This window comes from Ruegeria sp. CG1 (genome assembly GCF_056537265.1).
The window spans coordinates 45,501-66,741 of record NZ_JBQFRF010000001.1 but is presented as its reverse complement, the minus strand read 5'-3'; the positions used below and the strand labels follow the sequence as shown (position 1 = coordinate 66,741).

Annotated in this window: 19 protein-coding genes and 1 pseudogene; 10 read left to right on the top strand and 10 right to left on the bottom strand. The window is 58.2% G+C overall.

Annotated elements, in window-relative coordinates:
• Positions 1 to 99 precede the first annotated feature (99 nt).
• From ACR0AU_RS00340 to ACR0AU_RS00330, 3 genes and pseudogenes are all read left to right on the top strand, one after another.
• Positions 100 to 1,020: pseudogene (locus tag ACR0AU_RS00340) on the top strand (NAD(P)-dependent oxidoreductase); the annotation flags it as partial.
• Positions 1,021 to 1,023: 3 nt separating this feature from the next.
• Positions 1,024 to 1,905 carry a DMT family transporter gene (locus tag ACR0AU_RS00335; RefSeq protein WP_480795131.1) on the top strand — a complete coding sequence of 294 codons (882 nt, stop codon included), beginning with the start codon at positions 1,024 to 1,026 and terminating at the stop codon, positions 1,903 to 1,905.
• Complete coding sequence (locus ACR0AU_RS00330; RefSeq protein WP_170733460.1) at positions 1,902 to 2,765, top strand: sugar kinase; 864 nt, start codon at positions 1,902 to 1,904, stop codon at positions 2,763 to 2,765. Before ACR0AU_RS00335 ends, ACR0AU_RS00330 begins: the two co-directional genes overlap by 4 nt.
• On the opposite strand, the gene ACR0AU_RS00325 is transcribed toward ACR0AU_RS00330, so the two are convergent.
• Positions 2,752 to 3,948 (bottom strand): mannitol dehydrogenase family protein, encoded by a 1,197-nt coding sequence (locus ACR0AU_RS00325; RefSeq protein WP_170733461.1) that lies wholly within the window; start codon positions 3,946 to 3,948, stop codon positions 2,752 to 2,754. The two genes, ACR0AU_RS00330 and ACR0AU_RS00325, sit on opposite strands and share 14 nt — an antisense overlap.
• Positions 3,949 to 5,292, bottom strand: a complete 1,344-nt coding sequence (gene uxaC / locus ACR0AU_RS00320) for a glucuronate isomerase (RefSeq protein WP_480795390.1) — start codon at positions 5,290 to 5,292, stop codon at positions 3,949 to 3,951.
• Between the two features lie 123 nt (positions 5,293 to 5,415).
• Here uxaC and ACR0AU_RS00315 point away from each other — a divergent pair, with 123 nt between their 5' ends.
• The 7 genes from ACR0AU_RS00315 (at position 5,416) to ACR0AU_RS00285 (ending at position 12,179) form a co-directional block, all read left to right on the top strand.
• A complete protein-coding gene (locus ACR0AU_RS00315; RefSeq protein ID WP_170733462.1) occupies positions 5,416 to 6,432 on the top strand; it encodes a Gfo/Idh/MocA family protein in 1,017 nt (338 codons plus the stop codon).
• Positions 6,429 to 7,430 (top strand): Gfo/Idh/MocA family protein, encoded by a 1,002-nt coding sequence (locus ACR0AU_RS00310; protein ID WP_170733463.1) that lies wholly within the window; start codon positions 6,429 to 6,431, stop codon positions 7,428 to 7,430. The genes ACR0AU_RS00315 and ACR0AU_RS00310 overlap by 4 nt, the downstream gene beginning before the upstream one ends.
• The gene (locus ACR0AU_RS00305; protein ID WP_480795130.1) at positions 7,427 to 8,479 is read left to right on the top strand and encodes a Gfo/Idh/MocA family protein; all 1,053 of its coding nucleotides are present in this window, start codon (positions 7,427 to 7,429) and stop codon (positions 8,477 to 8,479) included. Before ACR0AU_RS00310 ends, ACR0AU_RS00305 begins: the two co-directional genes overlap by 4 nt.
• A complete protein-coding gene (uxuA, locus tag ACR0AU_RS00300; RefSeq protein ID WP_170733465.1) occupies positions 8,476 to 9,657 on the top strand; it encodes a mannonate dehydratase in 1,182 nt (393 codons plus the stop codon). Before ACR0AU_RS00305 ends, uxuA begins: the two co-directional genes overlap by 4 nt.
• A 224-nt stretch (positions 9,658 to 9,881) precedes the next feature.
• Positions 9,882 to 10,772, top strand: a complete 891-nt coding sequence (locus ACR0AU_RS00295; protein WP_170733466.1) for an NAD(P)-dependent oxidoreductase — start codon at positions 9,882 to 9,884, stop codon at positions 10,770 to 10,772.
• Positions 10,773 to 10,783: 11 nt separating this feature from the next.
• Entirely contained in the window at positions 10,784 to 11,647 is an 864-nt protein-coding gene (locus tag ACR0AU_RS00290; RefSeq protein WP_170733467.1) for a sugar phosphate isomerase/epimerase family protein, read from the top strand.
• 112 nt (positions 11,648 to 11,759) lie between these two features.
• On the top strand, positions 11,760 to 12,179 hold the full coding sequence (locus ACR0AU_RS00285; RefSeq protein ID WP_170733468.1) for a secondary thiamine-phosphate synthase enzyme YjbQ: 420 nt from the start codon (positions 11,760 to 11,762) through the stop codon (positions 12,177 to 12,179).
• A 30-nt stretch (positions 12,180 to 12,209) separates the two neighbouring features.
• Here ACR0AU_RS00285 and ACR0AU_RS00280 read toward each other — a convergent pair whose 3' ends face one another.
• From ACR0AU_RS00280 to ACR0AU_RS00245, 8 genes are all read right to left on the bottom strand, one after another.
• Positions 12,210 to 12,980, bottom strand: coding sequence for an SDR family oxidoreductase (locus tag ACR0AU_RS00280; RefSeq protein ID WP_170733469.1), 771 nt, complete (start codon positions 12,978 to 12,980; stop codon positions 12,210 to 12,212).
• Positions 12,977 to 14,017 (bottom strand): alcohol dehydrogenase catalytic domain-containing protein, encoded by a 1,041-nt coding sequence (locus ACR0AU_RS00275; protein ID WP_170396137.1) that lies wholly within the window; start codon positions 14,015 to 14,017, stop codon positions 12,977 to 12,979. Before ACR0AU_RS00275 ends, ACR0AU_RS00280 begins: the two co-directional genes overlap by 4 nt.
• Positions 14,014 to 15,123: a mandelate racemase/muconate lactonizing enzyme family protein gene (locus ACR0AU_RS00270; RefSeq protein WP_480795129.1), complete on the bottom strand. Its 1,110-nt coding sequence runs from the start codon at positions 15,121 to 15,123 to the stop codon at positions 14,014 to 14,016. The genes ACR0AU_RS00275 and ACR0AU_RS00270 overlap by 4 nt, the downstream gene beginning before the upstream one ends.
• Positions 15,123 to 16,118 carry an ABC transporter permease gene (locus tag ACR0AU_RS00265; protein WP_170396133.1) on the bottom strand — a complete coding sequence of 332 codons (996 nt, stop codon included), beginning with the start codon at positions 16,116 to 16,118 and terminating at the stop codon, positions 15,123 to 15,125. The genes ACR0AU_RS00270 and ACR0AU_RS00265 overlap by 1 nt, the downstream gene beginning before the upstream one ends.
• Positions 16,119 to 16,121: 3 nt before the next feature.
• Positions 16,122 to 17,099 carry an ABC transporter permease gene (locus ACR0AU_RS00260; RefSeq protein WP_170403552.1) on the bottom strand — a complete coding sequence of 326 codons (978 nt, stop codon included), beginning with the start codon at positions 17,097 to 17,099 and terminating at the stop codon, positions 16,122 to 16,124.
• The gene (locus tag ACR0AU_RS00255; RefSeq protein ID WP_480795128.1) at positions 17,084 to 18,619 is read right to left on the bottom strand and encodes a sugar ABC transporter ATP-binding protein; all 1,536 of its coding nucleotides are present in this window, start codon (positions 18,617 to 18,619) and stop codon (positions 17,084 to 17,086) included. Before ACR0AU_RS00255 ends, ACR0AU_RS00260 begins: the two co-directional genes overlap by 16 nt.
• 67 nt (positions 18,620 to 18,686) lie before the next feature.
• Positions 18,687 to 19,661 carry an ABC transporter substrate-binding protein gene (locus ACR0AU_RS00250; protein WP_170403556.1) on the bottom strand — a complete coding sequence of 325 codons (975 nt, stop codon included), beginning with the start codon at positions 19,659 to 19,661 and terminating at the stop codon, positions 18,687 to 18,689.
• Between the two features lie 54 nt (positions 19,662 to 19,715).
• Positions 19,716 to 21,173: an aldehyde dehydrogenase family protein gene (locus ACR0AU_RS00245; protein ID WP_480438858.1), complete on the bottom strand. Its 1,458-nt coding sequence runs from the start codon at positions 21,171 to 21,173 to the stop codon at positions 19,716 to 19,718.
• Positions 21,174 to 21,241: the final 68 nt, after the last annotated feature.

The window sequence follows — 21,241 nt, the reverse complement described above, 5'->3', positions numbered from 1 at the left end:
GCGGCCCGGCCAAATGCCGGACCACCCAAAAACCAATGATTATCCACCGGGCAATATGAGCATTAAAAAAGCAAAGCCGCCCGCAACAAACACAAGAATAAAAACCAGACACATTCACGGAAAGGGAAACCAATGAGCAAACCATCAATCGGGTTTATCGGCTTGGGACTAATGGGCGGAGCCATGGTGAGCCGACTGTTGGACCAAGGATATTCGGTCGCTGTATTGGGAAACCGCGACCGCACGTACCTGGACGCCGCGATTGACCGAGGCGCCCGCGAGATGCAAAACGCCCAAGAACTGGCTCAGGCCAGCGACATCGTGATGCTGTGCATGGGCACCTCCGAACAGGTCGAGAGCCGAATGCACGGTGCAGATGGAGTGATTGCGGGATTGAAGTCCGGCGCGATTGTCATCGACTTTGGCACCTCGCTTCCTGGCAGTACACGCGCCTTGGCCGAGGAGGTTGCCGCAGCCGACGGAAGCTATCTTGATGCACCGCTTGGCCGGACACCTTCACACGCGCTGGAAGGCAAGCTCAACATTATGACGTCTGGCGACAAGGCTGCTTTTGACAAGGCCGAGCCGACACTGAAAGATTTGGGCGAAAACGTTTTTTACCTTGGCCCCGTTGGGTCCGGACACACGATCAAGCTGATCAACAACTTCTTCGGAATGACCGTTGCGAACGCGATGGCCGAAGCCTTTGCCATGGCTGACATCACCGGTGTTGACCGCAAGCAGCTGTATGATGTGATGGCCGCAGGGCCGCTGCATTCCGGAATGATGGATTTCGTCAAAGCCTATGGCGTTGAGAGCGACCCAAATCAGCTGGCCTTTGCGATCAAGAACGCGGCAAAAGACCTTGGGTATTATGACCGTATGGCACGCGAGGCAGGCGTTATCAGCTTGATGTCGCAGGGCGCGCTTTCGGCGCTGAATGACGCCCGCGACCACGGTCAGGCGGATGACATGGTAAGCCAGATGGTTGACTACTACGTCAAGCGTTTCAACACCTGATCGATGGCCGTCTCCGCCAACCCCACCGCTGACCTGCCGCGCCTTGGCATTGTGCTGATGCTGATGGCGTGGCTGTTCTTTTCGTTGGTTGACCTTGGGGCCAAGTGGTTGGCTTTGGCCGGAGTGCCAGCATTTCAGTTGGCGTTCATGCGCTATGCGGGGCACTTCGTGATCTCAGTGGGCGTGATCGCCAAGGGCGGGATAGAGGCCGGTCGGTTCAAGACTGACCATCCATGGCAGGTGATAAGCCGGGCCTTGCTGCTGATCTCGGCGACCGTTTTCAATTTTTATGCCCTACGGTTTTTGCCACTGACCGTTGTGTCGGCAATCATGTTCTCAAGCCCGGTCATCGTGTGCTTTCTGTCCGTCTTTGTATTGAAAGAAAGCGTGGGCCCATGGCGTTGGGCGGCTATCATCCTGGGCTTTCTGGGGGTGTTGGTTGTCGTACGGCCGTTTGGTTCGGCCTTTCATCCGACCATGCTGCTGATCGTATACAATGCCACCGCTTTGGCTTTGTACTCGATTATGACGCGCAGGCTGTCCGGGGTTGTTGCCGTTGACACTATGCAATTCTACCTCGGGCTTACCGGTACGGTGGTCCTGTTGCCGTTCGCCATCTGGTTTTGGGTCCAGCCAGAAAACACGTGCAGCCTGATTGTACTGATCGGCCTTGGTGTGTTTGGCTGGTGCGGGCATCAGCTGCTGACGAACGCGCATCGGTTTGGAACGGCGAACCAGTTGATGCCATTCACCTATTCGTTCCTAATCTACGTGGCAATCTGGGGTTATCTGTTCTTTGACACGGTACCGGACGCATTCACGTTGGCGGGGGCTGCGCTGATCATGGCTGCCGGTCTCATCATCTGGAAAAGAGAAAAGAAATGACGCGAATTGCCTGCATCGGCGAAGCAATGATCGAATTGTCCATGCTGGAAACCGGCGCAAAGGTGGGCGTCGCGGGGGATACGCTGAACACGGCCATCTACATGCACCGTGCCGCGCCTGACCTGCAGGTGGAGTATGTGACATGTCTAGGCGACGACCCGTTCTCAAGGCGTATCGTGGACTTCATCGCCAGTCATGACATCGGAACATCCGGCATCCGCATCATTCCGAACGCCTCTCCGGGACTATACGCGATCACGACATCTGCGGACGGTGAACGCAGCTTTACCTATTGGCGCAGCGAGGCGGCCGCCCGTCAGCTTTTTGCCGATCACGACTTCAGCCCGCTGAACGGTTACGACGTGCTGTACTTGTCAGGGATTTCCGTGGCCATTCTTCCGCATGCAGTCAGGCTTGCGCTTCTGGACTGGCTCGAAGGCTCTTCCGTTCGGTTGGTATATGACAGCAACTTTCGTCCGCGTCTTTGGGACAGCGTCCAACACGCTCGGCAGATTAACCAACGGCTTTGGCAACGTGCAGACATTGCCCTGCCGTCCATTGACGACGAGATGGCATTGTTCGGGGAAAGCGCGGACCAGGTGGCTGCACGCTTTGCCGATCATCACGGTGTTGGTGCGTTGAAACGCGGAGAGAATGGCCCTTTGTCCATCGGTCAGAACACTGACCAAACCTATGAACCTGCCAAAAACGTGCTGGATACGACAGCGGCGGGCGACAGTTTCAACGGTGGGTACCTCGCGGCCTTGCTGATGGGGAAATCACAGGCCGACGCCCTGATGGCTGGACACAATTTGGCTTCCACCGTTGTTCAATTCCGCGGCGCGATCATTCCCGGATAAGTGGCGCGAGATCCTCAGCGCCAACGAGACCCAAAAGCGGCGCTACCGGGTCCGGCTGCTTGACAGCCGAGGCAATTTCCAATGCGCAAGGATCGTTCAGCGCCCTGCCCTTTGCGATCTCGGACATGCAAAAAGAGATCCAGGCCCGCATCCCTGCAATCACCGCCTGAGAGCCGGTCTCACGGAGTGTGGGAACAAACCGATACGGCAGCTTCTGGCTGCCATCCATTGCGATTTGGTCCAGACGGTGCGCCAGCTCGGGGTTTTCAAAGCGGCGCAACAAAGCCTCTGCATAATCCGGAACCTGTGCTTGCAGTGCAGCGGGCAGCGTTGCGCCCGCATCCTTCATCAACTCAGAAACCAGCGGGCGCAAAACCGGGTCTCGAACCGCTTCGTGGACGTAGGTCAGGCCCCGCTCCAACCCGGCATAAGCCAACAGGGAATGGGCACCGTTTAGCATGCGCAGCTTTCGCATCTCGTGCGGGGCTACGTCATCGACCAGTTGCACTCCCGGCCAATCCGGGTGTGGACCGGCGAAACTGTCTTCGATCACCCACTCCGAGAACGCCTCGGTCGGAACAGCCATAGGATCGCCGCTGATTGCGCGAACGGCGTCCGTGGTAGCCGGTGTGATCCGGTCGACCATCGCGTTGGGAAAGCAAACAGAGTCCCAATTCACGTCCAGACCGGCTGCTTCCGCAAAATCGGCAACTGCCGTTTCGAGCGTCTTGCCGTTTTCCATGCGATTGTCACAACTTAGTACCGTTACTGGCTTGCGCCGTTCCGCAAGGCCATAAGCTAAAAACCCGATCAGCGTCGCAGGCCCTTGCCCTGCCAGATCGGCGGCAATCGCCGGGTCCTGAAGGTTCAGCTTGCCCGCGGCGTCCAAGTGATAACCTTTCTCGGTTACGGTTGCCGAAATGATCTCGGCATCCGCCATCACATCGAATATCTCTGCGCGATCCTTGGGCGCGACCAGAACGTCTCGCAGAGCTTTGATGCGCCGGACTCCCTGCCCCTGTACGCACAAATCGTACTCAAAACCCTGTCGGGCCAATCCATCCCGAACCGAGGATGAACGCAGGCTGACGCCGACAACGTCCCATCCGCCCGCTTGATCCGTGTAATCCAGCAAATGCGCCCGGGCAAAGTTTCCAAGGCCGAAATGAAGAACTGTACCCATCTAGCTTTGCAACCTGTAAACCTGTTTCGCCAGATCGACCGCCAGCAATCGCGCCAGATGCTCGGCACTGTCCCGATCGAAATAGCCGCGCGCAACCTGCTCCGCCAGATGAATCGCCACACCCTGTCGCCACAGCTCGTGACGTGCAGGAATGGACAGGAAAGCCCGCGTGTCGTCATTGAATCCGGCCAGATTGTAATATCCGGCCGTTTCAACGACCTGATCGAAATACCGCGCAATCCCGGCTGGGCTGTCGTGGAACCACCAAGGCGGCCCGATCCGAAGGCACGGCCAATGTCCCGCCATCGGGGCCAGTTCGCGGGCATAGGTGCTTTCGTCCAGTGTGAACAGAATGATGCGCAGTTCCGCCGAGTTACCGACCCGGTTCAACAGCGCCTCAAGGCCCGTGGCCCAATCCATCGCGATTGGAATGTCGGCCCCCTTGTCCCGTCCGAAGTCCCGCAGTACCGCGTGGTTCGTGTTGCGCTTGCTGCCAGCATGTATCTGCATTGTCAGGCCATCATCGACAGACATCTGCGCCATTTCGATCAGCATATGCCCATAGAACCGGCGAGCATCCTGTTCGGTACCTTCCCGCCGTCTCAGCCGCTGGTACAGCGCTTCCGGGTCGTCCAGCCACTCGGTCTTCACGCGTTCGATACCGTGGTCGGTGGCAGTACATCCCAGCTGGATGAAATAAGCCCGCCGCATTCGCAGCGCGTTGAGGTAGCCATCATAGCTGTCCAGATCGCAGTCTGTCAGCTCGGCCAACTTATTCAGGTTCTGTACGAACTCCGGGTCCGCCCCATCCAAAACCCCGTCTGGGCGGAACGTCGGAACAACCCGCCCGCCCCAACCGCTTGTACGGATCTCCCGATGCTCCACGAGTGCGTCAAGAGCGGAATCCGTGGTGGCCAGAACCTCGATCCCAAACCTGTCGAACAAAGCCCTCGGGCGAAATTCGGGACGCGTCAGCTTTTCTGAGATCTCATCATAAATCAGGTCAGCCGTGCGAGAAGACAACGCCTCAGACACGCCCAGCGTTTCGTGCAGCACGTAGCTCATCCAGATCCGGGATGGCGTTCCCAGAAACAGATGCCAGTGTTCGGCAAAGGTGCGAAAAACGGCGCGGGGATCCTTCTTTCGCCCCTCTTCCCCAACGCCAAGTTCGGACAAAGGAACGCCCTGCGAATAGAGCATACGGAACACGTAATGGTCGGGAACCACAAGCAGCTCTGCCGGGTTGGGAAACGGCTCATCGGTTGCAAACCACCCCGGATCGCAGTGACCATGCGGAGACACGATTGGCAGGTCCTTGATGCCCAAGTACAGGTTTTCAGCCATGCCATTCAAATTGCCAGTCAATTCTGCCTCCGATACTGCTGCCCGCAATTGTTAACACAGTTTTTAATGGTTGCATCTTTCCCGTTCGAACCCGCAGACTGACCGAGTGATCCGGGGGAATGAATGAATATTGCGCTGATTGGTTTGGGGATGGTTTCGGGCACGCATGTCGCTGCCATTCAAGCATCGGATCAAGGCCTCAGTCTTGCCGGCGTCCTCGGGCGCAACTCTGAAAAAGCAGCTGAGTTCGCGCGGCGAAACGGCACCCGCGCATTCGGCTCGATCGAGGAAATCGCAGACGACCCAAACGTCGACTTTGCGATCATCGCAACACCGCCCGATCAGCGCTCAGAGTTGGTTCGGGTTCTTTCGAGCGCTTCGAAACCGATCCTGATGGAAAAGCCCATCGAGAGAACGCTGGGCGCCGCGACGGCCATCGTCGAGCAGTGCGAGGTATCCGGTGTGCCGCTGGGCATAGTCTTTCAGCACCGCGCCCGCGCCGCCTCGCAGGCGCTGAAATCAGCCATTGAACAGGGTGAGCTGGGCGCGATCGCCACGGTGGAGATCCGTGTCCCCTGGTGGCGCGATCAGAGCTACTATGACGAGCCGGGTCGCGGCACTTATGCGCGCGACGGAGGCGGTGTCATGATCTCGCAGGCAATCCACACGCTTGACCTTGCGATGTGGCTGCTGGGGCCGATCTCGGACATTCAAGCCATGATGAGAAAAACTCCGTTACACGATCTCGAAGCTGAGGATTGGGCAGGTACAATCTTTGAAATGGATAACGGCGCAGTGGGCACTATGATGGCGACTACTGCCGAATATCCCGGGGCCGCTGAGTCCATTACCATCCGAGGCACACGCGCCAAAGCGCATCTGGAGTCAGGTGTCCTGACCTTAACGACTTTCGATGATCATAAATCCACGGTTGGCGAAACGTCCGCCACAGGCGGAGGGGCCGATCCCATGGCGTTCACCCATGCTTGGCATCAGGCGGTCATCGAGGATTTCGCCAAGGCTGTTGCCGATGGCACGCTGCCCATGGCCACCGGACGCAGTGCCCTTTTGACCAACGCCGTCATAGACGCGATGCAGATCGCCAATCGAACCGGCCAGAAAACACGAGTCATCTCATGAGCCTGACCTGCGTCGCCCTTGGCCTGGACCACCGCCATATCTATGGCATGACGGAAAACATGCGTAAAATCGGCGCGGACTGCGTTGGCTACTGGACACAAGGCGATCCGGAAACGCTACCGGGCTACGTCAAAAGGTTTCCCGATATTCCGCGGCTGGCCCGACTGGAAGACGCCCTAACCAGTGGGGCGGATCTGGCGCTGATTTCGGCAATACCGGCAGATAGGGCCGCGTTGACGATCCGCGCCATGCAAAACGGCATGGATGTCATGAGCGACAAGCCGGGCTGCACGACGTTCGAGCAACTCGACCAGATCAAGCGAGCGGCCGCCGACACCGGTCGAATCTGGTCGGTGAATTTTTCCGAACGATTTGAAACGCCCGTCAGCACCCGGGCGACCGAGTTGGTCGAGTCCGGTGCCATCGGGCGCGTGATCCAGACGGTTGGGCTTGGCCCGCACCGATTGAACCGGGCAACCCGGCCGGATTGGTTTTTTCAGCGTGACCGCTATGGCGGCATTCTGACCGACATCGCCTCGCATCAAATCGATCAGTTCTTGCATTACACAGGTTCGAAAACCGCAGAAATCACGAACGCTTATGTGGCGAACTACGCAAACCCCAAAGATCCCGGATTGCAGGATTTCGGAGAACTCAATCTAAGAAGCGAGAATGGTACCGGGTACATCCGGGTTGACTGGTTCACGCCGGATGCCTTGCCAAACTGGGGGGATGGTCGTCTGACGATCCTCGGAACCGAAGGATATATCGAGTTGCGGAAATACGTCGATGTGGGTGGCGCCTCAGGGACAGACCATCTGATCCTCGTCAATGGTGAAACCTGCCAAAAGATCGACGCAGCCGACGCCGGCCTTCCCTACTTCGCGCGCCTGGCCGATGACATCCGCAGCCGGACCGAAACCGCGATGACACAGACCCACTGCTTTACGGTCATGGAGCTGGCACTGCACGCGCAGGAAATGGCGGAACGCAGATGATCAACGTTGCGATCCTTGGCGCAGGTATCGGTGCGCAACATCTGGACGCTCTGGAACGGCTTGACCGCACCTTCCGCGTAGCCGCCGTGGTCGACCAGAATACGGACCGGATCGAACAGATACGGCAGAACTCGGATTTTCGAGCACTAACCAACATTCAGGACGCTCTGGATGATCCGGCGATTGATGTCATCGACATCTGCCTGCCGCCGCATCTGCATGTACCAACCACGCTTGCGGCACTGGCCGCAGGAAAACACGTTGTCTGCGAAAAGCCTCTTGCGACCTCGATGCAAGATGTGGATCGGATCACGGCAGCCACACGCAACGCGGGCAAGCAGGTGTTTCCGGTGTTTCAATACCGGTGGGGCCCGTCACTTGCCCAATTGCGCCACTTGCAACGCGCAGGCCTGACCGGAGCGGTCCAAACTGCCGCGCTTGAAACTCATTGGTCCCGAAGGGCTGACTATTACGCAGTGCCGTGGCGAGGAACATGGGCCGGTGAACGCGGCGGCGCAGTGCTGGGCCATGCCATCCACAACCATGATCTGCTGACTCATATTGCGGGTGATATCGCCTGGGTGTCTGCAATGGCGACAACGCGGGTCAACCCGATCGAGACCGAAGACTGCGCCGCGATCTGTTTTGGCATGACTTCCGGTGCTTTGTGCACAAGCAATATCACCTTGGGCGCCGCCACGGACGAAACCCGCCTGCGGTTCGTCTTTGAAAAGGTGACCGCCACCTCTGGCACCGAACCCTATGCCCCGGGTCAAACGCCCTGGACATTCGTCGCGCGAGACCCTGTGAATCAAGCCGCTATCGACGAGGCCCTTGCAGCCGCCACTGACGAGCCAACAGGTTTCGAAGGGTTCTTTACCGAAGTCGGCAGGGCGCTGCGGTCCGAGGCAAATTCGGCCGTTACGCTGAAGGATGGCGCCGCGTCCATCGGCCTTGTGACCGCGATTTATCACGCGGCGCGCACCGGGCAGCGCGTTGCTCTTCCCATCAGGTCCGATCACCCGCTGTATGAAGGATGGCTGCCATGAAACAATGCTGGCGTTGGTTCGGACCCGATGATCCGATCGCCCTGGCCGCTCTCCATCAAGTCGGGGTTCAGGGCATCGTCACCGCGCTGCATCACATCCCGCCGGGACAGCCCTGGGACGAACCAAGCATCGCCGATCGGCAGGCAGTTCTGGCTACTGCCGGGTACAGTTGGGACGTTGTCGAAAGCCTGCCCGTCTCCGAGGCGATCAAAACACAGTCCGCAGACATGGCTGAACATCTGCAGGCGTATAAGTCCAGCCTCAGGTCCCTGTCCGCCCGTGGCATCAAAGTCGTTTGCTACAACTTCATGCCAATCCTGGATTGGACGCGCACCGCCCTTCGCGCCCCGCAGCCGCACGGCGGAACAGCCATGCTGTTCGACCTGACCGATTTTGCTGTTTTCGACATACATATTCTCAAGCGACCGGGCGCGTCCGAAGACTATTCCAGCGTCGTCCAGCAAACGGCCAAGGATCGCTTCTTGCGCATGTCGGATGAATCCAAGGCCCAGTTGCAACACAATGTCACTGCAGGGCTGCCTGGCGCGAATGATCAGTGGAGCGTGCAGGACGTGCGCGCTTTGTTGCAGACCTATGCACATATCGATCGTGACCGGCTTCGCGCAAACCTGATCGACTTCCTGTCAGAGGTCGCCCCAGTCGCCCAAGAACTAGAACTACGCTTGTGCTGTCATCCGGATGATCCGCCGTTCTCGTTGCTTGGTCTGCCGCGGATCATGTCCAGCACCGATGACTACGGCGTCGTTCTGGATGCGGTTGATTTGCTGGCGAACGGCGCAACGTTGTGTACCGGATCGCTGGGAGTCTCCCCCGAATTTGATGGGCCGGACTTCGTGCGCAGGCATGGCGACCGAATTCACTTTGTCCATCTGCGGAATACCAAACGCATCGCCGGATCAGACAGCCAGAAGCCGGACTTCTTTGAGGCCTCGCATCTGGAGGGCGACACCGACATGGTCGGCACCATTCGCGAACTGATGAACGAACAGCGCCGCCGCAAATCCCAAGGGCGTGGCGACTTGCAAATTCCGATGCGGCCCGACCACGGACAAGAACTGCTGAGCGATCTGGGTGGACACAGTACTCCCGGCTATCCGTTGATCGGGCGTATGCGCGGGCTTGCGGAACTGCGCGGCATCATGGCGGCGTTCTCCTAACGCGTCGGATCAGGCGGTTTCTTTTCGCCCGCAACACTTCTTTGCTTGCCTGAGCGCCGCATTCTTCGTTTACTTACGTTACGTAAACGGGCAGCGGGGTGTCTTCCGGACTCGCCCGACGTCTGTTCAAGACGCGTGAAACTCCCGCGAAAACCGATGCGATTAGGCATCATTTTTCGAAACGCCTGCCATACGGCAACGGCGAAATATCGGGAGGAGCCCAAATGAATACTGCAGGCGTAATAGGTCTTGGCGACATGGGCAGCGGCCTTGCCAAGAACCTGATCAAGAATGGCTTTGAAACATCTGGTTTCGACCTGAGCGAGACGCGCATGACGGCATTTGCTGACATGGGCGGCCGACCCAAGGACAGCGTGGGACAGGTCGGTCGACACGCCGCCAGTGTGTTTGTCATGGTGATGAACGGAGATCAGGCCCGCGATGTCATTCTGGGTGAAAACGGGCTGGTTGCGAACATGGCCAAAGGCGGAACGGTCATCCTGTCGGCGACCATTACCCCGACCGAAGCCCGCGCCATCGGGCAGGATATGGAAGGCTCGGGCATACATCTGATCGACACGCCGGTCTCAGGTGGGTTTCCCGGCGCGCAGAACGGCACATTGACGATGATGGCTGCCGGTGCTGCGGATGTGCTGGACCGAAACGCCGAAGTCATGCAGGCAGTGTCTGCAACAATTCATCGAGTCGGAGAAAACGCTGGCGACGGGCAAACCGTGAAAGCCTGCCTGCAATCCCTGATCGGATCGATCTTTTCCGCCACATTCGAGGCTGCGGCCCTGGCGGCCAAAGCCGGTGTCAGCGGTCAGGCATTGCTTGATGTTTTCTCCTCATCCAGCGCGGGGTGCGGCGTCGTGAATTCCGCCCTTGAAAACATCATTGATCGCAAGTTCGAGGCCACCGGCAGCCATATCGCAACCATGCATAAGGACCTGACGATCTCGCTGGCACTCGCCGGTGCATTGGGCGTTCCCATGCACACAGCGTCATCCGCAATGCAGATCTTTCACGCAGGAAAAACTAAATACCCGAATGGCGACAACTGGGTGTGTACTCGCGTCATCGAAGAGATCGTTGGCGCAGAATTGCATCGCTGAGGGGACCGGACATGAAATTGGGTGTAATTTGCGACGGCATTTCCCGCGATCTGCGGCATGCCGTGGACGTGATGGACGAGTTCAGCCTGGACTATGCAGAGCTTCAATTCGTTGGCGATGCGGAGGTCGGGGATCATTCCCCGCAGCAAATTGCCGAGATCGACGCGCTTTTGCGCGACCGGGGCAAGCCTGTGTCATGTCTGTCGCGCCATATCTTTGCGGGGATGACAGCTGCCAATAGGCCCGGCGACGACCTCCACACTCGGCATATGGACGCCTTGAAACGCGTAATCGACATGGCGCATGTTGTTGGGTCTCCGCTGGTTCGGATCATGACGCAACGAAAAGAGCAGATACTGTGGGGAAAAAACGGCGCCGAGAAGTGGAACGTAGCGCATGGGGTATGGGACTCGATGCCACCGCTGATCGCGCCGGCGGTTGAACTGGCAAGAGCTGAGGGCGTGACGCTTGTCGTGGAAACCGGAAACGGCACGCTGGTCAATTCCAACTATACAGCCCGAAAGCTGATTGACGAGTTGGACGCCAAAGACTCTTTGAAAGTGCTGTGGGACCCCGGAAACAACTGCTGGTGCCATGAACTGGCATACCCGGACGGTTATGAAGAACTGCGCGGCGGCTATCTGGGTCACATTCATATCAAGGACGTAAAGGTCGACACGCCGCGGGCAACACTGGAAGTGCGCCGCATGGGGGAAGGTCAGCTTGCGCCATTGTTCCAACCCATCGCGGACGCACTCAGATCCGACGGCTATGATGGCGTCATTTCTTTCGAAAGCGTTTATCACCCCGGCAACGGGAATTTCGAAGATGGTTTTCGTCTGTGTGTGGACAGGTTCAAAAGCCTGTTTGCATGAACGTGCAGTCAATATGCGTTCAAAATCAAAAGTTTGATCCCCATTGCTGAATGCCAAATGGGGTGTAGAAAGCTGGGCGCGTTCGCGTGAAATCAAGGAAAGGGCCTGCTGGATGAAGCAAGAGTTTTTTGACCTGTCCATTGAAACGCCGGGCAAATCCCTCATAGACATCAGCGGGATCGTGCAGCGTGCGGTGTCCGAACACGAATTTGTCTCGGGCCTGTTGACCCTTTGGTGCGTCCACACCGGTGCCGCGCTATTGGTGCAGGCCAATGCCGATCCCGATGTGCTCAAGGATATCGAGACGTTCTTCGAGAAACTCGTACCCAAGTCACCAGTCAAGTATCACCACCGCCCGACCGAGGACGACAACGCTCCATCGCATCTGCGGGCGCTGTTGACGCAAACTCAGGTATCGATCCCGGTCGAACAGGGGCAGCTTCCGCTGGGTCGCGTACAAAGCCTATACCTGTTCGAACATCGGGAAGCACCCAAGGCACGCCGATTGAAGGTGCACTACATCGGGACGTGATGCCTTGGATCACATGGAGCGTTGGCAGTGCTAACGCCCCATCCAGCCCCCGTCGACTACAAGGATTTCACCGTTGACGAAGTCCGACGCAGCGGAGGCCAGAAAGACCACCGGTCCAGCAAAATCAACAGGCGTACCCCAACGGCCTTGGGGTGTTCGTTCCAGGATCGACTTCGACCGGACCGGATCATCCCGCAGGGCTTGGGTGTTGTCGGTCGCGATGTAGCCAGGCGCGATCGCATTCACGTTTACGCCCTGCCCGGCCCATTCGTTGGCCAAGGCTTTGGTCAGCTGTCCAATCCCGCCTTTCGAGGCCGCATAGCCCGGAACGGTGATGCCACCCTGAAATGTCAGCAGCGATGCAGTGAAGATGATCTTCCCCGAGCCGCGCGCCAGCATGTCCTTGCCGATCTCGCGTGACAGAACGAACTGCGAGGACAGGTTCACCTCCATCACTTCGTCCCACCAGTCGTCCGGGTGTTCGGCGGCGGGTTTGCGTTTGATCGTGCCGGCATTGTTGACAAGTATATCAGGGGCTTGTCCGTCGGCCCTCAACTGATCAATGAACCCATGCAGCGCGGCGCGATCCGAGAAGTCGCATTGGTAGGCCCGGAAATTGCGTCCCATCGCCGTCACGGCTTTTTCGACATCCGAGCCAGACAGCTCGAGCGATGCGGACACTCCGATGATATTGGCTCCGGCCGATGCCAATGCTTCGGCCATACCGCGCCCGATACCGCGTTTGCACCCGGTCACAAGGGCCGTCTTTCCCGTCAGGTCGAAACTTTGCAAAACACTCATGAACGCGGTCCTACTTCGATCAGGCTTTTCATTGCGGTTGGGCTGCGATCCAGTGCTTCGAACGCGGCCTGGATGTCTGCCAGAGGGCTGACGTCCGTGATCACAACATCCGCGTCCACTCCGCCCGAGGCGACAACTGCAATGGCTTTCTCGTAATCCTCTGGCTCATAGACCCGAGCACCGATCAGTTGCAGCTCTCGCCAGAAGAACTGGAACAGGTCGATCTGGGGCTTTTGAGCATGGATCGCGACCATTACGATCCGGGCCCGAGTCGCTGCAACAGCGGTCATCGCATCAACACCGGGCTGCGTTCCCGACACTTCGAAAACTACATCTGCCCCTTTGTCGCCCGTGCGCGCGTTGATTGTGGACACCAGATCGGTTTCGATTGGGTTGATCGTGTCAAAGCCAAGTTTTTCAGCTATCGCAAGACGGTTCGGATTCACTTCGGAAATTACGACATTTCCACCCGCGTCCCGCGCAACCATGGCAACCAGGATGCCAATCGGGCCGCCGCCGATAACGACAACGTCCTCTCCAGGTTGCAGGTCAGACAGCCGCACATCGTGGCAGGCAACGGCAACCGGCTCGATCAGCGCCGCATGATCCATGCGCAAGTCATCCGGCAGAACGTGCAACGTGTGGGCCGGAACAGTCCAGATCTCTTGCATAGCGCCATCGGTGTCGAGGCCGAGAAACTTGAGATTCTGACAGATATGCTGATGCCCCCGCTTGCAAGCTGGGCATTCTCCGCAGTGATCAAGCGGTCGGACAACGACCTTCTGGCCGGGTTCGACCGTATCGACGCCCTCGCCCACCGCTTCGACCACACCTGACATCTCATGCCCAATCACCCGGTTCAGGCCGACGCGGGCATCCATGTTGCCGTGGTAGACGTGCATATCCGTCCCGCAAATCCCACAATAGGCAACACGAATGGCAGCCTCGCCGGGACCCGGATCTGTCGCTTGGGCTTGCTCTACTGCAAAGCTCTTCTCACCTCTGTAGTATGCGGCAGTGATCGTCTGGGTCGTCATCTATGCATCTCCTTGTGTTCCGCATTCAATTTGTCCCAGTCGAATTCCACTCCGGTTCCCGGGGTATCCGGGGCCACGGCCAGACAGTCTTCGACAACTAGTGGACGGGTCGTGTACTGGTCTATCGGGAATGAGTGTACTTCTAGCCAGCCTGCGTTGGGTTGCGCAGAAACAAGGCTGACGTGCAGCTCCTGCATCCCATGACTGCAAACCGGAATGCCGTGCTGTGCGCTTAGCGCGGCCACGCGCAGCCAGCCGGTGATTCCACCGCAGTTTGAGGCATCGGGCTGGATAAAACTCAGTTTCGCGTCATCAAAGGCGTATTCAAATTCGTGTATGGTGTGCAGGTTTTCACCCATGGCAAGGGGAACGCCCGTCGCTTCGACAATTTGGCTATAACCTTTGTAGTCGTCTGGAATTGTCGGTTCCTCGAACCACAGGATATCGCAGTCGGCGAACCCTCTGGCAGCGACGATGGCCTGTTCGACACTCATAGAGTAATTCGCATCGACCATGAAGAACCGGTCCGGCCCCAGCATCTCGCGTACCGCCCGGGCACGTGCAAGATCGTCGGCCAGGTCTGGTTGACCGACCTTGATCTTGACTGCGTTGAACCCACGCGCAAGGTACCCTTCGGTCTGACGCAGCAGTTTCTCCAACGAGAAATTCAGGTCGATCCCGCCGGCATAGGCCTTGCACCGTTTGGACGCTCCACCGGCCATCTGCCACAATGGCGCATTCTGCGTTCTGCCGCGAATATCCCACAGTGCAATATCCACGGCCGAGATGGCAAACGAGGCGATCCCACCCCGTGCGACGTAGTGCACGTGCCACTGCATGGCATCGTACAGGCTTTCGATCTGTTCGGCGTCTTGTCCAACAAGGAACGGTGCCAGGTCATGCTGGATCATCGCTAAGATGGCATGACCACCCTTGCCCCCGGTGTAGGTATACCCGACCCCCTCGACCCCCTCGACCCCATCAGAGGTTTGAATGGTGACAGTGATCAATTGAAAAAACGTGTGATCCCCATGTTTGGCATCGACTAGGACTTCGGCGAGCGGAACGTTGAACAGCCGCGCTGATACACTTTCTATGCGATTCATTAACCTAAGACCTTCTGCTGCCTAGCAATAACCCGAGACTGTAAAAGGATGACCGCAAATAGAAAGCCTCCACGTATGACCATTTGCCAATAGGCACTGAAACTGATGGTGCCCTGACCGTTTTCAAAGTTTAGAACGTTGAAGACCAGCCCCAGCAACAGCGCTCCGGCGACCGTCGCAGGGATCGATCCCATCCCACCCGTCAACAAAGTACCGCCTACAACCACGGAAGCGATGGCTGACAATTCCCATCCGATGCCTTCAAGGGGTTGCCCAGCTCCAAAACCCGAGGCCAGAAAGACTCCGGCCAGCCCCGCACAGCCCCCCGACAGCAGGTAGACAAAAGCCTTGGCGCGATTGACCTTGAGACCCATGAGGTTCGAGGCATCCTCGCTGCCACCGATCGCCAAGACGGTCCGCCCGATGGTTGTTCTTTCCAGCACCAACCAAAGTGCCAGAGTCAGTCCGGCCACGATGACGATTGCCCATGGAAACATGCCAAACGCCTGCCCCATGCCAAGCTTGGTGAAGTTCGACCCCCAATCGACCGAAATTGTCTGGGCGCCCGAAATCACCAATGCGCCGCCTTTTGCGGCCAGCATGGTGGCCAGCGTGGCGATGAAGGGCGGGATCCGAAGGATGATTATGCAAAAGGCGTTGATCGCCCCGAAACCAACCCCGGCAAGAACGGCCCCCGGCAACGCAACCTGAATCCCATACGGGCTGAGATAGGCCGCAACAACCGAGGTAAACGCCGCCACGGATCCGACCGACAGATCAATCCCGCCGGTCATGATCACAAAACACATGCCCAGCGCAATCGCGATGAACATCGCGTTGTAATTCAGGAAAGACGAGAAATTGTAGGCGCTGCCAAAGTTGTCATAGCGCATCAGCCCGAACAGAATCAAAGCCAGCAGTGCGATCCACACCGTCACCGAGGCCGAATTACGTCGAAGGTATTTTCGCAGGTCAAAAGCCGTTTCATCCAACATCGATTAAACCCTCCGAAACTGCTGGACCCAAACGGCCAGGATAATGATGACGGCCTTGGCGATCAGTGCAACTTCGTCCTCTACCCCGTTGGCCAACAATGTATATTTGACCAACTGGATGATGACGGCACCCAGTATGGCACCAAAGATCGGCGCTCGCCCGCCTTGCAAAAGAGCCCCGCCAACAACCGCGGCCGCGATGGCATCAAGCTCCATCAGATTGCCGTTGCGCGCGGCGTCCGAGGCCGAGTTGATTGCAACCACGATCAAACCGGCTAGGCCCGCAAGCACCGCGCAGATGACATAGGCCCCGATCTTGACCCGTCGGACGGGACCACCCGACAGATAGGCCGCACGTTCATTGCCCCCTATGGCCAACAGGTAACGGCCCCATGTGGTTCTGGTGATCACCCAAAACAGCACACAGGCAATGGCCAGCGCCAGCCAGCCCTGGAACGGCAAACCAAGCACTTTACCAGTTCCAAGATAACTGAATGAAGGGTTTGAAAACGTCTGCAGGTTCCCGTTCGTCAAGACTTGGGCAATACCGCGACCAGAGATGAAGAGAATGAGCGTCGCAACAATGGGCTGCACGTTCAACACGGCAACCATCACGCCGTTGAATACCCCGCATAGCCCCGCAATGAACAGCGGCAGGACAATGGCCAAAGTGACGCCTAGCATCGGATTGGCAGCGCCCAGATCCGACAGAAAGATCAGCGGAGCAAGCGCCCCCGCCAGCGCCATGACCGCCCCAACCGACAGATCGATCCCACCCGTGGCGATTACCAGCGTCATCCCCATGGCCACGATGGCGATCGTAGCGACCTGGCTGATATTTACGAACAGGGTTTGCAGTTGCAGGAAATTAGGTGTGAAAAACGCGTTGAATACTAATAGGGCGACCAACGCGGCGATGCCGCCGTGAAAGCGGAAGGGCATTGATGCGACCCGTTGCGGCAACTTCATTGCGCGGTCCATGAACCAGTTCCTTCTTCATGATGCGCAAGCGCGCGCACCAGTATGTTCTCGGTGACCCCGGGGTTGGTCAGTTCCTTGACCGAGCGTCCCTCGTGCATGACAACGATGCGGTCAGCGCCTTCCACCAGTTCTTCGAATTCCGAACTGATGAGGACGACACCAAACCCCTTCTCGACATAAGACCGAATGAACGATTGGATCTCTCGCTTGGCGCCAACATCCACGCCTCGGGTCGGCTCGTCGAGTATCAGGATGTCGGGCTGCGTCGCCAGCCAACGGGCAAGCAGCACCTTTTGCTGGTTGCCACCGGACAGTTCTCGAATGGGTTGGTCCATATGCGCCGCCTTGATGCCCAGATCGTCGATAAAGGCCTGAACGATCTCGCGCTCGCGGGCAAAGTCGATCTGACCACGGCTGGCCAGTTTCGGCAGCAGGGCCAGCGTCATGTTCTCGCGCACAGACATGTCTGGAACGATCCCTTCGGCCTTGCGATCTTCGGTCAGAAAGCCGACGCCGTTTGCGATCGCGTCACCCGGTCCGGACGGTTGACCGACCGTGCCATGCAACTCGATTGCGCCGCTGCGTTTCCCGTCCACTCCGAACAAAGCGCGCGCCGCCTCGGTCCGGCCAGAGCCCAGCAATCCGCCCAGCCCAACGATTTCCCCGCGGTGGAGCGTGAGGTCGAAATGCGTCAGCCGCGGGCCTGTTGAAACAGAGTCCGCCCGCAAAACGATATCGCCTTTCTTGGCCTTGGCACCTGCGAAGTCCGTCAAACCGTCTGCCGCGATCTCATCCTTGTTGCGGCCCAGCATGTCCGCGATCATTTCCAGTTTGGTCGTGTCCTGGACGTTACGCGTGCTGACGGTGCGCCCATCTCGCATCGTTGTGACTCGATCGCATATTTGGAACAGCTCATCGATGAAATGCGAAACATAAAGAACAGACACGCCCTGTTTCTTCAACTCGCGCACAACACCGAACAGCACCTCGACTTCGCTGGCATCCAGCGACGACGTAGGTTCGTCCATGATGACAAGTTTCGCATCCAGCGAAACAGCCCGCGCAATTGCAACCAACTGCTGGATCGCTGTCGAGAAATTTCCTAGCGGCTCGGTCACGTCGATATCTATGCCAAAGCGCGTAAGCACCTCGCGTGCGCGCCTGTTGCCCTCGCGCCAGTCGACCAGAAAGCCGAGACGTTTGGGCTCGTACCCCATGATGATGTTTTCAGTCACTGACCGCAGCGGTACCAGGTTGAGCTCTTGATAGATGGTGGCAATTCCGGATTCCTGCGCTTCGCGCGGAGTGGAGATGCGGCTCGGCACACCCGCCAGATGAACGTCGCCGGCATCCCGATCGTAAACTCCGGTCAGAACCTTGATCATCGTCGATTTTCCGGCACCGTTCTGGCCGATCAGCGCATGAACCTCGCCGGGCGCGATTTCCAGGTTGGCCTGGCTAAGTGCCGGTACGCCGGCAAACGACTTTTCAATTCCCGACATCGAGACGAGCGCATTCATGAGATGTCTTCCTCCGATTGCTTGCAGGCGGCGCCGACCACAGGCCAGCACCACCCACCAGGGAGAATCAATAGGCTTCGTCGATGTGATCGGCCGCATTGTCCTTGGTAAAGATGCGATCTTCGACTTTCACCCATTCCGGGATCGTCTCGCCAGCTGCGTATTTATTCATGACTTCACAAGCCAGAGGTCCGAAGAAGGGCGAGCTTTCCACCGTCACCCCCATCTTGCCATCGATAATAGCCTGAAGTGCATCGCGTGTCCCGTCGATCGAAACGATGGTCACGTCCTCGCCGGGCTTGCGGCCGGCCAGTTCCAGAGCCTGGATCGCACCGATCGCCATCTCGTCATTGTGGGCGTAGACCACGTTCACATCGGGGTGCGCCTGCAGCAGGGTTTCCATCACCTGACGACCCAGGTCGCGCGCAAAGTCACCGGTCTGAGAAGCCACGATCTCAAAGCGGTCATCCGCTGCAATCGCGTCGTCGAAACCTTTTTTGCGGTCATTTGCAGGTGAAGAACCAGTCGTGCCCTCCAACTGGACGATGACGCCATTGTCGCCGTCGAAATTCTCCATCAGCCACTGTGCGGCCCGGTTGCCTTGATCAATGAAGTCCGATCCCAGGAATGCTACGAAATGCTCGCCTGGCTTGGCGACGGCCGGATCAACCGAGCGGTCCACGAGAAAAGTGGGAATGCCGGCGGCGCGTGCTTTCATAACGGCTGGGATCAACGGCTTTTCTTCCCGCGGGGGCAGAAACAGAACGTCGATGCCTTGGGCGATCATGCTGTCCACATCCGCAACCTGCTTGGCCGCAGATCCGGCCGCATCCGTCGCGATAAGGTCCCAGCCACAGGCCTCGGCCGTATCATGGAACGATTTTGTCTCGGCAATGCGCCACGGATTGTTCGACTCCATCTGCGCAAAGCCGACCTTGTAGCGATCCTTCTGCTCAAGCGGTGGCAGATCCTGCGCGATCACCGTGGTGCCCAACAGCGCACCTGCGACAACCGTCGAGATCAAAAGAGTTCTGCGTTTCATGGTTATTCCTCCTCCATTGGTGCGGTCGCCTCCGTTTTGACCGCGAGTTTTAGGTCATGCCCAATTCATGTAAGTCGTCTGTTTCCTCAGATAGCCATCGAAGCCATACGCGCCGTCTTCGCCCCCAACCCCGGACAAACCCCAACCGGTGTGAAATCCCTGTACGGCCTCACCATTGGAGCGGTTCAGGTACAATTCGCCGAACTTCAAACGGCTCGGGGCCTCCATCAATCGCCGGTGCGATGCCGTAAAGAGATAGGCAGACAGCCCGAATGATGTGTCATTCGCTACGTCTATCGCCTGATCAAAATCTTCGACTCGCATGGCTGTCGCCACAGGGCCAAATACCTCCTCTTGCATCGCGGCATTGCCGTTGTCGGAGACCTCGAGAACCGTCGGGGACATCCAGTGTCCTTTGCGGTGCGCGCTGTCCAACAGGGGGCCGCCTTCCAGATGGACCGTGGCACCTTCCGTGATGCTGCGCTTGATGATTTCGTCGACCTTGGACACCTCGGCCTTGCTTACTTTGGGACCCAGATCGCAGTCCTCCATCGGATCCCCGATCGACAAAGCGCAGGCCGCAGACACGAATTTTTCAAGAAATTGATCCGCAATGCCGCGATGTAGATACATACGCTCGTTGCAGGTGCAAATCTGGCCGCAATTGGCAAACCGGGCGGCAATGGCGGCCGAAACAGCAGCGTCAATATCCGCATCCTCCATCACGATGAACGGAGCCTTGCCGCCAAGCTCGAGCCGGACAACCTTGATCCGGTCGGCCGCGGCGCGAAAAATCTCTTTGCCGGCGCGCGTACTGCCGGTCATTGTGATCAGTGAGGTATCGGGGTGTTCGACCAACCGCTGCCCTACCACCGGCCCCTTGCCTGTCAGAACATTCAGAACACCGGGCGGAAACCCGACCTTTTCGGCAAGCTCGGCGATCGCGAGACCGGACAGCGGCGTGATTTCGTGCCCCAACAGAACGACAGTGTTGCCCGCGACCAGCGCAGGCCCGACTTTCCTGGCGGCCAATGCCAACGGATAGTTCCAGGCCGTCAACGCAACAACAACGCCATAAGGATGACGCCGGATCTGGATTTCCTCGGACTTGTTGTCCGAAGCCACTATGTCACCCGAAATCCTCCGGGCCTCTTCAGCCGCATGGCAAAGAAAGGTAACAGCAGCATCAACTTCACTTCGGGCCTGCGTGATCGGCTTGCCCTGCTCGACCGTGATCAAGGCTGCCAGACGCCCGGCGTCAATCCGGATGGCTTCGGCCAACCGCTGAACCAGTCGCGCCCGCTCGATCGCCGGGCGCGAGGACCACGAGCCAAAAGCACGATGGGCCGCCTCGACGGCCGCATCCGCATGAGCGGCACCGCCATCTGGAACTTGCGCAACGATCTCTTCATTTGCAGGGTTCTCGACACCAACCGTGTCCGCGTCAGAGTCGGTAAAGCGGCCATCGATGAACATCGAATGCCGAACCACCTGACCCAACTCCCCCACCACAGACCGCAATTTCGCCTCCCGCGTTTGCTCGGTCAGACCACATTGGCGACCGCACTGCCGATCAAAAC